The 14,893-nt window shown below is 63.5% G+C and carries 11 protein-coding genes and 1 pseudogene; all 12 read right to left on the bottom strand.

What is annotated here, in order from left to right; all coding sequences use genetic code 11:
* Nucleotides 1-197: 197 nt before the first annotated feature.
* A complete protein-coding gene (locus AC1DX4_RS20055) occupies nt 198-1,070 on the bottom strand; it encodes an outer membrane protein assembly factor BamD (RefSeq protein WP_477221935.1) in 873 nt (290 codons plus the stop codon).
* Nucleotides 1,071-1,333: 263 nt separating this feature from the next.
* A pseudogene (gene lpxC, locus AC1DX4_RS20050) lies at nt 1,334-2,273 on the bottom strand (UDP-3-O-acyl-N-acetylglucosamine deacetylase).
* A 280-nt stretch (nt 2,274-2,553) separates the two neighbouring features.
* Nucleotides 2,554-4,242, bottom strand: coding sequence for a cell division protein FtsZ (gene ftsZ / locus AC1DX4_RS20045; protein ID WP_477221934.1), 1,689 nt, complete (start codon nt 4,240-4,242; stop codon nt 2,554-2,556).
* A 66-nt stretch (nt 4,243-4,308) separates the two neighbouring features.
* Nucleotides 4,309-5,616, bottom strand: coding sequence for a cell division protein FtsA (gene ftsA, locus AC1DX4_RS20040; protein ID WP_477221933.1), 1,308 nt, complete (start codon nt 5,614-5,616; stop codon nt 4,309-4,311).
* Complete coding sequence (locus tag AC1DX4_RS20035) at nt 5,613-6,554, bottom strand: cell division protein FtsQ/DivIB (protein WP_477221932.1); 942 nt, start codon at nt 6,552-6,554, stop codon at nt 5,613-5,615. Before AC1DX4_RS20035 ends, ftsA begins: the two co-directional genes overlap by 4 nt.
* A complete protein-coding gene (locus tag AC1DX4_RS20030; RefSeq protein WP_477221931.1) occupies nt 6,542-7,468 on the bottom strand; it encodes a D-alanine--D-alanine ligase in 927 nt (308 codons plus the stop codon). Before AC1DX4_RS20030 ends, AC1DX4_RS20035 begins: the two co-directional genes overlap by 13 nt.
* Nucleotides 7,469-7,758: 290 nt before the next feature.
* Nucleotides 7,759-8,724: a UDP-N-acetylmuramate dehydrogenase gene (murB, locus tag AC1DX4_RS20025; RefSeq protein WP_477221930.1), complete on the bottom strand. Its 966-nt coding sequence runs from the start codon at nt 8,722-8,724 to the stop codon at nt 7,759-7,761.
* The gene (gene murC / locus AC1DX4_RS20020; protein WP_477221929.1) at nt 8,721-10,121 is read right to left on the bottom strand and encodes a UDP-N-acetylmuramate--L-alanine ligase; all 1,401 of its coding nucleotides are present in this window, start codon (nt 10,119-10,121) and stop codon (nt 8,721-8,723) included. Before murC ends, murB begins: the two co-directional genes overlap by 4 nt.
* Nucleotides 10,118-11,245, bottom strand: a complete 1,128-nt coding sequence (gene murG / locus AC1DX4_RS20015) for an undecaprenyldiphospho-muramoylpentapeptide beta-N-acetylglucosaminyltransferase (RefSeq protein ID WP_477221928.1) — start codon at nt 11,243-11,245, stop codon at nt 10,118-10,120. The genes murC and murG overlap by 4 nt, the downstream gene beginning before the upstream one ends.
* A gap of 1 nt (nt 11,246) precedes the next feature.
* Nucleotides 11,247-12,398: a putative lipid II flippase FtsW gene (ftsW, locus tag AC1DX4_RS20010; RefSeq protein WP_477221927.1), complete on the bottom strand. Its 1,152-nt coding sequence runs from the start codon at nt 12,396-12,398 to the stop codon at nt 11,247-11,249.
* The gene (murD, locus tag AC1DX4_RS20005) at nt 12,398-13,798 is read right to left on the bottom strand and encodes a UDP-N-acetylmuramoyl-L-alanine--D-glutamate ligase (RefSeq protein WP_477221926.1); all 1,401 of its coding nucleotides are present in this window, start codon (nt 13,796-13,798) and stop codon (nt 12,398-12,400) included. Before murD ends, ftsW begins: the two co-directional genes overlap by 1 nt.
* 9 nt (nt 13,799-13,807) lie before the next feature.
* A complete protein-coding gene (mraY, locus tag AC1DX4_RS20000; RefSeq protein ID WP_027029717.1) occupies nt 13,808-14,890 on the bottom strand; it encodes a phospho-N-acetylmuramoyl-pentapeptide-transferase in 1,083 nt (360 codons plus the stop codon).
* Between the last annotated feature and the right edge of the window lie 3 nt (nt 14,891-14,893).

Raw genomic sequence — 14,893 nt, 5'->3', positions numbered from 1 at the left:
GCAATTCCAGGAAAAGTGTGAACGGTTTTCCCACAGGAATTGCGTCAACAAGAGATAGAACGGTTCAGCGCTTCAATCAAACCACTGAACCGCTATGGAGCGGCACGCGACCAATCGGAGTCGCAGCGCCGCACTATCTTTTTGTTTCAGCGTCGGATCAATCCGAAAAAGCGCGTCGCTGCGACGCGCCTTAGGGGTCACGCACCGGTGATCAGCTTGCCAGCCTTGGATATCCACGATCCGGCATTTTCGCGCGGCGCCAGCCCGTTGCTCTGCAGGAGCTTGTAGGAATCCTTGTACCATGGGCTGTCGGGATAGTTGGTGCCGAGCACCGCGGCGGCCGTCTGGGCCTCAGAGGTCAGCCCCAGCGCGTAATAGCTTTCGGTGAGGCGGGCCAGAGCTTCCTCGACATGGCGCGTGTTGGAATAGTTCTCTACCACGTTGCGGAAACGCTTGACGGCGGCGATGTACTCGCGGCGCTCCAGATAATAGCGGCCGATCTGCATTTCCTTGCCGGCGAGCTGGTCGTTGGCGAAGCGGATCTTCTGCTTGGCGTCGTCGACATATTCCGACGTCGGCCAGCGCGTCACCAGATCCTGCATCGTCTGCAAGGTCTGGCGTGCTTCCTTCTGATCCTGCGTCACATCCTTGATCTGGCGATAGTAGCTCAGACCGATGATGTACTGCGCATAGGCGGCGTCATCCGTGGACGGGTAAAGCGCTAGATAGCGCTTGGCAGACGAGATCGCATCGTCGTAGCTGCCCTTTCGATAGTCGGCGAACGCGCCCATCACCATCGATTTACGGGCCCATTCCGAATAGGGATGCTGGCGGTCGACGGCGTCGAACTTTTTGCTCGCCTCGTCCAGGCGGCCAGCATTCAGATTGGCGAGGCCCTCATTGTAGAGAACGTCGGCCGGCTCGGTCTGGTCGACATATTTCGACAGGTCGATGTCTTTCTCCGGCGACGACATGCAAGCCGACAGAAAGAGCGATGGAACAACCAGCGAAAGCGCCAGGATAACAGACCGCTGGGGCGCCTTCGATTGACCGGCTCGCGTGAAGAACATGATTGGATTGCGCCCTTTCGGCGTTATTTTAATGCCTCTTGCATGCTGTTGTCCCAAAACTGGTCCCCACTTTTGAGCGACATGCACTAATCGACGGCAGCAGCCATAAACCATAACCGCCTTGCCCGGCAACGCTATGTCTAGCCAATCGCACATTTTTGTGGCGGTCGGACAGAGCCGGAGAATCCATGCAATTTCACTGGATGGTGGTGCATTGATGCCACACCTGCCATCCCGCATGGAATCCGAAAAACGTTAAGGAATCAGATCATCCAGGGCGCGTAGAGCGGCGCATTGACGGCGCTCATCTCTGCTGTCGCGGCGTGTCGTTTCGACGATCTCGAACGCCGTGCGGTCCGACAGCAGGCGCCGCAGCGCCGCGGCGTTCATCCTGTGGCCACCGCGATAGGAGCGGAAGCAGCCGATGAAACGGGCTCCGGCCAGCGCCAGGTCGCCCATGGCGTCCAGCGTCTTGTGGCGCACGAATTCGTTGGGATAGCGCAGGCCGCCCATGTTGATGACGCGATTGTCGTCCCCGATCACCAGCGAATTTTCCAGCGAGGATCCCAGCGCATAGCCGGCGGCCCACAGCCGCTCGACATCCTTCATGAAGCCGAAGGTGCGCGCCCGCGCGATGTCACGGCGGAAAATATCGGCATTGAGGTCGGACGCAAACAGCTGGCGGCCGATTGCCGGGCTTTCGAAATCGATCTCGATCTCGAAACGGGTACCGTCATAAGGCCTGAACTCCGCCCACGAGGCGCCGTTTTCGATACGGACCGGCTTGATGACCCTGATGTAGCGGCGCTTGACCGACAGCGTCTCGATGCCCGCCTGATCGATGGCTTCCACGAACGCCATGGCGCTGCCATCGAAGATCGGAACTTCGGAACCGTCGATCTCGATAAGGACATTGTCGATGCCGAGCCCGAACAGCGCGGCCATGATGTGTTCGACCGTGGCGATGTGCTCGCCTGCGGGATCGCCAAGCATGGTGCACAGATCGGTGGCGCCGACCTCGGCAACCAGGGCGCGGAACTCACGGCCTTGCCCTGCTCCGTTGACAAGCTGGAACACGATGCCGGTATCGGCATCCGCCGGCAGGAAACTGATGGAAACTTCTTTGCCGCTGTGAACGCCGGTGCCTGTAAGCGACGCGCGCGTCTTCACTGTCGTCTGATAGTCGTGCAAGACAATCCCCATAAGCCCGAAATGCCTAGGTCCGCTTCTCCAGCCCGAGGGCGCGGCTCTTGTTAAATCGGCAGGCAGGGTCACTTCCCCCGAAATCCCGGCACACCGACTATGGTAGGCAGCGAAGATAGTGTCCCGGCAGGGAGACTCCAAATCACGGTTTCTTACTCTCTGTAACCGCAAGCCGAAGCGAGCTCGATACTATAACCTTTTGATTTTGCTGCATTTAAAACATTAACAGGCAAGCAATTCCTTGCTTGCCTGTTAACAATTGTTACAGTCCGTTAACCGCTCAGTTGGCCTGGCGGCGCAGGAACGCCGGAATCTCCAGCTGATCGTCGTCCTGAGTCGCCCGGGTCTGCGGCGTCAGGCGACCCTGGTCATCCAGCTGGCCGCGGCGCGGCGCGTAGAGCTGGGCGTCCTGGCTGGCGAGACGGCGCACTTCAGGAGCGGCCTGGCGCAGTTTGGGCTCGCGCGGCTGCGCCGGCTGCAGCCGTGCAGGCTCCTCCTCGCGGCGGGTCAGGCCGTTGGTCAAGCGCTTCAACAGGCCCATCGGTCCGCTGTTGTTCTCATGGTCGACCGGACGGCTCTTGGCATCCACCTCGGCCTTAACGACCGGCGGAAAGTCCTCGACGCGCGGCATGCGCTGCGGCGCCATCGCCACCGGCTGCTGGATCTCACGCAGCATTTCGCGCGGCTGCGGGGCCGGCTGCATCATCTGCTGGACGACCGGCTGCGGCATGGGCTGCGGCTGTGCCGGGGGCGCCTGGAAGATCTTGCTCTGCGGGCGGAAGTCGTCCGCATGGGCGATCGGAGCCGGACGAGCCTGGGCCATGGCTGCCGCGTTTGCCTCCGCCAACTGGATGGCTTCGGCAACCGGATCTGCGGCGCGCGGCTCATACACAGGCTGCTGGACCGGTGCCGGGCGGCTTTCCACGGTGGCCACGGCCGGACGGCCGGCCGGCTTCGGCGGAGCGGTACGGATCGAGATCGGTGCGGCGGCGATTTCAGCCGCCGACTTGTCGATGCCGGTCGCAACCACCGAGACGCGGATGACGCCTTCGAGCTCCTCGTCGAAGGTGGCGCCGAGGATGATGTTGGCGTCCTGGTCGACTTCCTCGCGGATGCGGGTCGCCGCTTCGTCGACTTCGAACAGGGTCAGGTCGCGGCCGCCGGTGATCGAGATCAGCAGGCCCTTGGCGCCCTTCATCGAGGTCTCGTCGAGCAGCGGGTTGGCGATCGCTGCCTCGGCGGCAGCCATCGCGCGGCCCTCGCCCGAAGCTTCGCCGGTGCCCATCATCGCCTTGCCCATCTCGCGCATCACCGAACGCACGTCGGCGAAGTCGAGGTTGATCAGGCCTTCCTTGACCATCAGGTCGGTGATGCAGGCAACGCCGGAATAGAGCACCTGGTCGGCCATGGCGAAGGCATCGGCGAAGGTGGTCTTGTCATTGGCCAGCCGGAACAGGTTCTGGTTGGGGATCACAATCAGGGTATCGACGCATTTCTGCAGTTCCTCGATGCCAAAATCGGCCGTCTTCATGCGGCGCTGGCCTTCGAAGTGGAACGGCTTGGTGACGACGCCGACGGTGAGGATGCCCTTTTCGCGGGCAGCGCGGGCAACGACCGGAGCAGCACCCGTGCCGGTGCCGCCGCCCATGCCGGCGGTGACGAAGCACATATGGGTGTTGGTGAGATGATCGAGGATCTCGTCGATGCACTCTTCCGCCGCCGCACGGCCGACTTCCGGCTGCGATCCCGCACCGAGCCCCTCGGTGACATGCGCGCCAAGCTGGATCAGCCGGGAGGCCTTCGACATGGTCAGCGCCTGCGCGTCGGTGTTGGCCACCACGAACTCGACACCGCGCAGACCGGCGGTGATCATGTTGTTCACGGCATTGCCGCCGCCGCCGCCGACACCGAACACGGTGATGCGCGGCTTAAGCTCGGTGATGTCCGGCTTCTGCAGATTGATGGTCATTGTCTCCGTCCTTTGCCTTTCACGCCGCTTCGCCGCCGCGGCCGCCTATGGGGCTGTCCCCGTCAATTAGAAACTGTCTCTCAACCACTGACTCATGCGATGCAGTTTTCCACCCGTTCCGGTCATCTTGAGACCGGAAATGCCTTTCGCCGGATGGCTCTCGAAACTCGCCATCTGCGGATAGATCAGAAGCCCGACGGCGGCCGAGAAAGCCGGTCCCTTCGCCGCTTCGGGAAGGCCGGCCACGCCGAGCGGGCGGCCGATGCGCACATTGCGTCCCAGGATGCGGCGTGCCGCTTCCGGCAGGCCGGCCAGTTGGCTGGCGCCGCCGGTGAGCACGACACGCTTGCCGACCGCATTGCCGTAGCCGGACTTGTTCAGCCGGTCGCGCAGGAGTTCGAGTGTTTCGTCGATGCGGGCGCGCACGATGCGCGTCATCACCGAACGCGGAATCTGCAGCGGCACGTCACCGTCGTCGCCGATCGGCTGGATCGAGACCAGGTCGCGGTCATCGGCACTGCCCGGCAGTGCCGAGCCATGCATCACCTTGAGCCGCTCGGCGGCGTCGAGCGAAGTCGAGAGCCCCTTGGCCATATCCAACGTGACGTGATTGCCGCCAATGGCAATCGCGTCGCCATGAACGAACTTGCCTTCCGAAAACACCGAGATCGTCGTCGTGCCGCCGCCCATGTCGATGCAGGCTGCACCGAGCTCCAGCTCGTCGTCGACAAGCGCCGCCAGCCCGCTGGCATAGGGCGTCGCCACCATGCGCTCGACCGACAGATGCGAGCGGTTGATGGAAAGCTCCAGGTTGCGCATGGGTGCTGCGTCACCGGTCAGCACATGCATGTCGACGCCAAGTGCGTCGCCAACCATGCCGCGCGGATCGCGCACGCCGCGTTCGGCATCGAGCGAGAAACCGACAGGCAGCGAATGGATCACCTCGCGCTCGGCCTTCAGCGCCTGCTTGGCGCCGGCGCCGAGCACGCGCTTGATGTCGGCCTCGTCGGCCTCATGGCCGCCAAGATTGATGGTCGCCGAGAAGCTTTCGCTCTTCAGCCGGCCGGCGGTCATGTTGACGATGAGCGAATCGACCGTCAGCCCTGCCATGCGCTCGGCGGCATCGACGGATAGCCGGATGGCATGCTCGGCGCGGTCGAGATCGACGATCACGCCCGACTTCACGCCTTGCGACTTCTGATGGCCGATGCCGATCACCTGGATCCGGTGCGAGCGGCCGCGCAAGAGCTTGCCGTCATCGTTCGGCTTGAGCTTGGCCACCATGCAGCAGACCTTGTTCGAGCCGACATCCAGCACCGTCAGAGTGCCGGACCGGCGCGACGAGGCATCGCCTGAACCGCCAAGCCAGCTCATATCTTCGTCTCCGACTTGCGCTTGAGGGTCTTCGGCTTCTCGTTGAGCGCGGCCTCGCGTTGCGTCGCCGCTTCGGGCGTCAACTCCACCACCAGCCGGTCTGTCAGGCGCATGTCGACAGCAGCGATGTCGCGCGACAAAAGCCCTTTGTCCTTGTCCATCTTGACCAGTTCGGCGAGCGCCTGATCCTCATCGTCCTCAGGCAGCTTGACGGTGATGCCGTTGTCCAGCTTCAGGTCCCAGCGCCGATCGCCAATACGGATGTAGCCTTTGACCCGGCTCGCGAGATCGGGGTATTTTTCGATCTTGGCCAGGAAGTCCGGCGCCTTGGCCGGCGCGCCGTCGCCGATCAGCAGCGGCAACAGCACCTGCTTGCCACCCGAGAACGGGGCGATGATGGCGCCATCCTTTTCGATGACCGAGAGATCATTGCCCTGCTGCCAGAGCGCGAAGGCATCGCGCTCCTCGACACGCACTTCCAGCATATGCGGATAGACCTTGCGCACCGCCGCCATCTCGATCCACGGCAGGCCGGAGATGCGCTCGCGCGCAGCTTCCGCGTCGAAGCCGATCAGCGAGGTCCAGCCGTCGAGCTCGAGCCTGTCGAGAATGTCGATCTCGGAGGTCTGGCGGTTGCCGACCACCTTGACCTGATCGACAGCAAAGCCGGTGCGGGCGGTGATGCTCTGGATGATGCCGTCGGCATGGCCGCCGAGATAGGCGCCATAGGCGCCGCTCGAAGCGAGCAGCACGGCCGACATGATTGCAACGGAGAAGCGCGGCGCCTCGAAGTCGCCATCGCCCAGGCGCGCCAGGATGCGCACCGGGCGGCGAAGCACGCGCGGCAGCACGAAATGGTCAAACGACAATGACAGGCCGAACAGCGACGGCACGGCCGCGCCCTTCCCCTTACCCTGTCCCCATTTCAACGCAGACACGAAGCGTCCTCCACCATCCAACTCAACAATTCACCAAACGAATGCCCGGCCTGGGCAGCGATTTCAGGCACCAAAGACGTCGGCGTCATACCCGGCTGAGTGTTGACCTCGAGCCATACAACCTCGCCATTTTCGGAGTGACGATCGTCATAACGGAAGTCCGACCGGGAAACGCCCCGACAGCCGACAGCTTGGTGAGCCTTGAGCGCCAGTGTCTGTATTTTTTGGTAAATATTCGGTGAAACTTTTGCGGGGCATTCGTGTTTTGATCCCCCCGCGACATATTTTGAATCGTAATCGTAGAAGGAATGGCCCGTCGGGATAATCTCGCAGACGCCGAGCGCCACATCGCCCATGACGGCGCAGGTCAGCTCGCGCCCATGGATGTAACGCTCGACCATGACGGTATCGCCATATTTCCACTCGGACGAGCCGACGACCTGGGGCGGATGCGACTGCCCCTCCGACACGATGACGACGCCAAAGCTCGACCCCTCATTGACCGGCTTGATCACGTAGGGCGGCTTCATCGGGTGCTTGTTCTGGACGGCGAAGCGATTGGCGACCTTCGATTCGGCGACGGGAACGCCGACCGATTTGACGATCTTCTTCGCCTGCTCCTTGTTCATGGCGAGCGCCGAGGCGAGCACGCCGGAATGGGTGTAGGGAATGCCGAGATATTCGAGGATGCCCTGGATGGTGCCGTCTTCGCCAAACGGGCCGTGCAACGCGTTGAAGGCAACATCGGGCTTGAGCTCGGCAAGCACGGAGCCGACATCGCGCCCGACATCGACGCGAGTGACCTGGTAGCCTTCCTGCTCGAGCGCATCGGCGCAAGCCCTTCCAGAAGACAGGGACACGGGCCGCTCGGACGAAAAACCTCCCAGCAGGACGGCCACATGCTTGCTTTTCATTCCCCGTCATCCCCTCTCACGGCGGACCAAAAACCAAGATTTCCGCAACATCGAGTCCGAGTCTCCCGGCAGGTTGCCCCCCCAGACGGAAAACGCGGGTAACGCGTCGAACGACTCAAATCAGGAAACGCTTTGGAGCAGAGAATCAGAGAGTTGATTCACTGGCAAGTGCTTATGATTCCGAGAGATTCACTTTGTGAGAAAATGGCTGCGAAAACCGCCTCGCTGAGTCTTTACGGCAACGGTTTCGCGCGTTTTGGCAGCGCGTTGAAGTTCATGCATCACATGAACTAGAGCAACTGCCCCAGAAACTCCTGGACGGCATGTCCGGGGCGGAAATTGCCGATGCGCTTGATCTCCCAGTGCAGCCGGATGCCCGAATGCTCGAGCACGCGCGCGCGCACCGTCTCGCCGAGATATTCGAGGTCGTAGCCGGTGGCGGTGCCGGTGTTGATCATGAAGTTGCAATGCATCGGCGACATCTGCGCGCCACCGATCATCAGGCCACGGCAGCCCGCCTTGTCGATCTCCTTCCAGGCCGACGTGCCTTCCGGATTCTTGAAGGTCGAACCGCCGGTCTTCTCACGGATCGGCTGCACGGTCTCGCGGTGGTTCTGCACTGCGTCCATCGCCGCCTTGATCGTGGCTTTGTCTTCGGCAAAGCCTTCGAACACGGCCGAGGTGAAGATCAGCCCGGACGGTGCCGCCGAATGGCGATAGGCGTAGCCCATCTCGGCATTGCTCAGCGTCTGGACATAGCCCTTGCGGTCGAGCGCCCGCACCTCGACAACGCGCTCGCGCGTCTCGACACCGTTCGCGCCGGCATTCATCCTCAATGCCCCGCCAATGGCGCCCGGAATACCGTGATAGAAATGGAAGCCGCCAATGCCCGCTTCCAGTGCCAGGGCCGCCACGCGCTTGTCGGGCGTCGCAGCGCCGGCCTTGATCCTGATCGGCGAAACAAGCTCGGCCTCGCCAAAGCCTTTGGCCGAAAGCCTGATGACGAAGCCTGGAATGCCGCCATCGCGAACCAGCAGATTCGAGCCGACGCCAACGATCGTCAGCGGTATCTCTTCGGGAACCGCGCGCAGGAAGGCAGCAAGGTCCTCCTCGTCCGCCGGCTGGAACAGCGCTTCAGCTAGACCACCGGCGCGGAACCAGGTGATCTTGTCCATCTCGGCGTTCGGCGTGAGCCGGCCGCGCAGGCCGGCAAGCTTGTCGCCGATTTTGTCGATCAGGGCCTGGCCGTGCATCATGAGGCGGCAAGCTCCTTGGGCAGAGCGTAGGCCCATTGGGTGATGTTGCCGGCGCCGAGGAAGACGACGAAGTCGCCGGGCTTGGCCAGGTCGCGAATAACAGGCGCAATCGCCGCCGGGCTCTCGATGTAGCGCGCGTCGCGGTGGCCGCCGGCGCGGATGCGCGACACCAGTTCGTCGGACGTGACGCCGTCGATCGGATCTTCGCCGGCAGCGTAGACCGGCGCGACCATCACCGTGTCGGCGTCGTTGAAGCAGGCCGAGAACTCGTTGAACAAATCGTGCAGCCGGGTGAAACGGTGCGGCTGGGCAATGGCGATGACGCGGCCCTTGGTGGCGCTGCGCGCCGCCTTCAGCACCGCCGAGATCTCGACCGGATGGTGGCCATAATCGTCGAACACATCGACGCCGTTCCACGAACCGGTAAGAGTGAAGCGGCGCTTGACGCCCGCGAAGGACGACAGGCCCTTCTTGATCGCCTCGGCGGACAGGCCGAGCTCATGCGCGACGGCGATCGCGGCGGTTGCGTTAGAGACATTGTGACGGCCGGGCATCGGCAGGCGCAGATCCGATATTGTCTTCTGGCTGCCGGTCTTGCGGTCGCGGATCACCACATCGAACTCGGACGTGGCGCCCGCCATGCGGTGGTTGGTGAAGCGCACATCGGCCTGCGCGTTCTCGCCATAAGTGATGACGCGGCGGTCCTCGATGCGGCCGACCAGCGCCTGTACCTCGGGGTGGTCGGTGCACATCACGCCAAAGCCGTAGAACGGCACGTTCTCGACGAACTGGCGGAACGCCTCGCGCACCTTGTCGAAACTACCATAGTGGTCGAGATGCTCGGGATCGATGTTGGTGACCACGGCGATCTCTGCCGGCAGCTTGAGGAAGGTGCCGTCGCTCTCGTCGGCCTCGACCACCATCCACTCGCCGTCGCCCATGCGCGCATTCGTGCCATAGGCATTGATGATACCGCCATTGATGACGGTCGGGTCGAGCCCACCGGCTTCGAGCAGCGTCGCCACCATCGAGGTCGTCGTCGTCTTGCCATGCGTGCCGCCGATGGCGACCGCCTGGCGGAAACGCATCAGTTCGGCCAGCATCTCGGCACGGCGCACGATCGGCAGCAGCTTTTCGCGTGCCGCCTTCAGCTCAGGATTGGATTTCTTGATCGCCGTCGAGACGACCACCACCTCGGCATCGCCGAGATTCTCGGCCTTGTGGCCGACGAAGCATTCGATGCCCTTGTCGCGCAGCCGTTGCACATTGGCGCTGTCGGCCTGGTCGGACCCTTGCACCTTGTAGCCGAGATTGTGCAGCACTTCGGCGATGCCGCTCATGCCGATGCCGCCAATGCCGATGAAATGCACAAGGCCGATGGTCTGCGGCATCTTCATGGGTGCGTCCCCTTCCTGAAATCCGTAACGGTTTTTCTGGACGCAATAGCCTCTGTGAGATCGGCGAGCAACCGTGCCGCGTCCGGCCTGCCGGCCGATTTCGCGCCCGCGGCCATGGCCGCCAGCCGCTCGGGATTGTCCATCAGCCCGCCAACAAGAGTTGCAATGCGCTCGGGCGAAAGCGTCGCTTGCGGGTGTACTTCGCCGCCGCCGGCCGCGGCAAGGGCGGCAGCATTTGCCGCTTGGTCGTGGTCGAGCGCATAGGGATAGGGCACCAGCATCGCCGGCCGGCCGATGACGGCGATCTCCGAGACGGTCGAGGCGCCGGAGCGCGAGATCACCAGATGCGCCGCGGCGATGCGCGCCGCCATGTCGGTGAAGAAGGGCGAGACCTCGACGGCGACGCCAAGGGCGGCATAGGCCGCCTTAACCCGCGCCACGTCATCCGCGCGAGCTTGTTGTGTGATGACCAGCCGCTTGCGCTGTGCATCGGAAAGCAGCGCGATGGCTCCGGGCATGGCATCGGAGAAGAACTGGGCGCCCTGGCTGCCGCCGAACACCAGCAGGCGGAAAGGCTCCTCCCCGGTCGACGCCGCGTAAGGCGTCTTGGCCGCCTCCAGCACCGCGGGCCGGACCGGATTGCCTGTCGTCACCGTCTTTTCACCGATGGCACTCGTATCCTGCGGCAGGAAGCCGCCGGCGATGGCGTCCACGCGGCCGGCCAGTGCTCGGTTGGCGCGCCCCATCACCGCGTTCTGCTCATGGATCAGCGTCGGCACCTTGCGCCGCGTCGCCGCGTAGAGCGGCGGCAGGGTCGGATAGCCGCCGAAGCCGACCACCGCATCCGGCTTGATCCTGCCGATAATGGCGGAGGCCTGACGCACGCCGCGCCAGATTTTCCAGAATGCGCCAAGCACGGCGATGGGATTTTTCGAACCCATCGTCGCCGACTGGATCGGATGGATGGCGGCGGCCGGGAAGTGGCCGGCAAACCGCTCGGCGCGGTCGTCGGTGGCCAGATGAACCGACCAGCCGCGCTCGATCAGCTCATGCGCCAGCGCCTCGGCCGGAAACAGATGTCCGCCGGTTCCGCCCGCAGCGAGAAGGATGACACCCCTCGCCATGTCACTCCGCCGGCTGGGCGCGCTGTGGCAGCGTAAAGCCCATCTGCTTGCGCTTTTCCGGCCGCTTGCGCGTCAGCGCCAGCACCATGCCCATCGAAATGGCGATGGCGATCTGCGAGGAGCCGCCATAGGAGATGAAGGGCAGCGTCATGCCCTTCGCCGGCACCAGTTGCAGGTTGACGCACATGTTGATGACGGCCTGCAGGCCGAACACGGTGACGAGGCCGCCGACCGCATAGCGGGTGAAGTCGTCATGTTCCTTGAGCGCCGTGTTGAGGCCGCGCAGCACGATGAAGGCGAAGATCGACATGATGAAGAAGCACATGATCAGCCCGAATTCCTCGCCCGCGACCGAGAAGACGAAGTCGGCATGGCTGTCGGGGATGACCCGCTTGACGGTACCCTCGCCCGGTCCGACGCCGAACCAGCCGCCATTGATCAACGCGTCGCGGCCCATGTCGACCTGGAACGTATCGCCTTCGCCGGTGAGGAACTTGTCGATGCGCAAGGCAACGTGCGGAAACACCGTATAGGCGGCGAAGACGCCGCCGACGCCGGCGGCACCCAGCACGATGATCCACAGCCATGGCAGCCCGGCCATGAAGAACATGATGCCCCAGGTGCCGGTCGTCAGCATGGTCTGGCCGAGGTCCGGCTGCGCCACCAGCAGCGACACGACCAGCACCAGAAGCAGCATGGCGAACAGATTGCCGGGAATGTCGGGCTGGCGCTTGTGCTCGGCGAACAGCCAGGCGCACATGATGACGAAGGCCGGCTTCAGGAATTCCGACGGCTGGATCGACAGGCCGGCGAGCGACACCCAGCGCCGCGCGCCCTTCACCTCGACGCCGATGTAGAGCACCGCCACCATCAGCACCAGCATTAGGCACAGCATGATCAGCGCCATGCGCCGGATCTGCCTGGAATCGAGAAAGGAGACGGCCAGCATCACGCCGAGCGCCGGCACGGTGAAGATGATCTGCCTTGTGGCGAAGTGGAAACTGTCGAGGCCGATGCGCTCGGCCACCGCCGGGCTGGCGGCGAAGGACAAGACGATGCCGAGGCCCATCAGCGACAGGAACGCCGCCAGGAACCAGCGATCGATCGTCCACCACCAGGTTGCGACCGGACTTTTGTCGAGACGGCTCTGCATTATCGTGCCCCTCCGATGGGTTTGACGCCATCTATAGCGCTCGCAGCTTGCCTGAAGGCTTCGCCGCGAACTTCGAAATTCTTGAACTGGTCGAAACTGGCGCAGGCGGGCGACAGCAGCACCACCACTTCGCCGCTGTCGTCCTTGGCCGCATCATGCGCGGCATGCTCGACCGCCGCGGCCAGCGTGCCCGATATCTCGTAAGGCACCGCCTCGCCCAGCGTCGCCGAAAAGGCAGGCGCCGCCTCGCCGATCAGATAGGCCTTGGCGATGCGCGGGAAGAAGCCGCGCAACGGTTCGATGCCGCCTTCCTTGGGCAGGCCGCCGGCGATCCAATAGATGCGCGGAAAGCTCGACAAAGCGGGGGCTGCCGCATCGGCATTGGTCGCCTTGGAATCGTTGACGAACAGCACATGGTCCTTGCGGCCGACCTGCTCCATGCGGTGGGCGAGGCCCGGAAAACTTTCGAGCCCCGACTGGATTTCGCCGAGGTCGAGCCCGACCTTCAGGCAAGCGGCAACCGCGGCAAGCGCGTTCTGCGCATTGTGCTGGCCGCGCAGCGAGCCGATGCCTTCGAGGAAGGCGACCTTGCTGTAGCGGCCATGCACGGCCTCCATCAGATTGGTGCCGTCGGCGAAATAGCCGTCGGTCAGCGGCAGCCGCTTGGAAATGCGGATGACCTGGCGCCCTGCCCGCTCCAGCCGCTCGGCGATCTGCGCGCACCAGGAATCGTCGATGCCAATGATCGCCGTCTCGCTGCCCGCCACCAGCCGCTCCTTGATCGAAGCGTAGTGCTGCATGGTGCCGTGGCGGTCGAGATGATCCGGCGTCAGGTTGAGCAGGATGCCGGCCGTCGGGTTGATCGAGGGCGCAAGGTCGATCTGGTAGGACGAGCATTCGACGACATAGTGCCGATCGGGCTTCGGCGGATCGAGCGTCATCACCGCGCGGCCGATATTGCCGCCCATCTGGGTGTCGCGGCCTGCCGATTTGAGGATATGCGCGGTCAGCGCCGTGGTCGTCGATTTGCCGTTGGTGCCGGTGATGCCAATGAAAGGCGCGGCCGGCGCCTGCAAAATCCGCTCGCGGCAGAACAGTTCGATATCGCCGATCACCTCGACACCGGCGCCCTTCGCCAGTTCCACCGTCCAGTGCGGCTTGGGATGGGTCAGCGGCACGCCTGGCGACAGCACGAAGGCGGAGAATTTCGCCCAGTCGGCGCCGCGCAGATCGGCGGTTGCGATGCCGGTTGCGGCCGCCTTGGCGACGCTGTCGGGATTATCGTCCCAGGCCAACACATCCGCCCCACCCTCGATCAATGCCCGCGCGGTCGCGATCCCCGAGCCACCGAGCCCGAAGAGCGAAACGTGCTTGCCTGCGAAGGATGCGGCGGGGATCAAGGAGGTTTCCTATCTGAGCTTCAGGGTGGACAGGCCGACCAGCGCCAGGATGACGGCGATGATCCAGAAACGGATCACCACCTGGCTTTCGGTCCAGCCGAGCTTTTCGAAATGATGGTGGATCGGCGCCATCAGGAACACGCGCTTGCCGGTCATCTTGAAGTAGCCGACCTGGATGATGACAGAGAGGATCTCGACCACGAACAGGCCGCCGACGATGACCAGCACGATCTCGTGCTTGGTGGCGACCGCGACCGTGCCGATCAGGCCGCCCATGGCCAGCGAACCGGTGTCGCCCATGAAGATCGCCGCCGGCGGCGCATTGAACCAAAGGAAGCCGAGGCCGGCGCCGATGACGGAGCCGAGCACGACCGCCAGTTCACCGGTGCCGGGAACGAAATGGATCTGCAGATATTCGGCGAACACCGCGTTGCCGGAGAGATAGGCGATGACGCCGAAGGACGCGGCCGCGATCATGATCGGCACGATCGCCAGCCCGTCGAGGCCGTCGGTCAGGTTCACCGCATTGCCGGCGCCGACGATGACGAAGCAGGAGAACGGAATGAAGAACCAGCCGAGGTTGATGATGAATTCCTTGGCGAAGGGGAATGTCAGCGACGATGAGAACGGCGCCTGGCCGTTGTGCATGATCGCCCAGGCGGCGATGCCGGCGATGACGAATTCAAGCGCCAGCCGCGCCTTGCCGGAAAAACCGAGATGCGACTGCTTGGTCACTTTCAGATAGTCGTCATAGAAGCCGATCGAGCCAAAGCCCAGCGTCACCAGCAGCACCACCCAGACATAGATGCTCGACAGGTTCGCCCATAGAAGAGATGAGCCGATGATGCCCGACAGGATCATCAGCCCGCCCATGGTCGGCGTGCCGGCTTTCTTGAAATGCGTCTGCGGCCCGTCGGCGCGGATCGGCTGGCCCTTGCCTTGCCTGAGCCGCAGCGAATTGATGATGGTCGGCCCGAAGATGAAGACGATCAGCGCCGAGGTAATCAGCGCTCCGCCGGTGCGGAACGTGATGTAGCGGAAGACATTGAAGACCGAAATCTTGTCCGCGAAATCGACCAGCAGTGTAAACATGCG

This window comes from Mesorhizobium sp. P3_A8, from assembly GCF_056402995.1.
This window is presented reverse-complemented; position numbering and strand designations above follow the sequence as displayed.

Bases quoted from the DNA above. Each gene is read 5' to 3' on its own strand.
- AC1DX4_RS20055 (WP_477221935.1), bottom strand. From the start codon at position 1,070: ATGTTCTTCACGCGAGCCGGTCAATCGAAGGCGCCCCAGCGGTCTGTT.
- ftsZ (WP_477221934.1), bottom strand. From the start codon at position 4,242: ATGACCATCAATCTGCAGAAGCCGGACATCACCGAGCTTAAGCCGCGC.
- ftsA (WP_477221933.1), bottom strand. From the start codon at position 5,616: ATGAGCTGGCTTGGCGGTTCAGGCGATGCCTCGTCGCGCCGGTCCGGC.
- AC1DX4_RS20030 (WP_477221931.1), bottom strand. From the start codon at position 7,468: ATGAAAAGCAAGCATGTGGCCGTCCTGCTGGGAGGTTTTTCGTCCGAG.
- murB (WP_477221930.1), bottom strand. From the start codon at position 8,724: ATGATGCACGGCCAGGCCCTGATCGACAAAATCGGCGACAAGCTTGCC.
- murC (WP_477221929.1), bottom strand. From the start codon at position 10,121: ATGAAGATGCCGCAGACCATCGGCCTTGTGCATTTCATCGGCATTGGC.
- murG (WP_477221928.1), bottom strand. From the start codon at position 11,245: ATGGCGAGGGGTGTCATCCTTCTCGCTGCGGGCGGAACCGGCGGACAT.
- ftsW (WP_477221927.1), bottom strand. From the start codon at position 12,398: ATGCAGAGCCGTCTCGACAAAAGTCCGGTCGCAACCTGGTGGTGGACG.
- mraY (WP_027029717.1), bottom strand. From the start codon at position 14,890: ATGTTTACACTGCTGGTCGATTTCGCGGACAAGATTTCGGTCTTCAAT.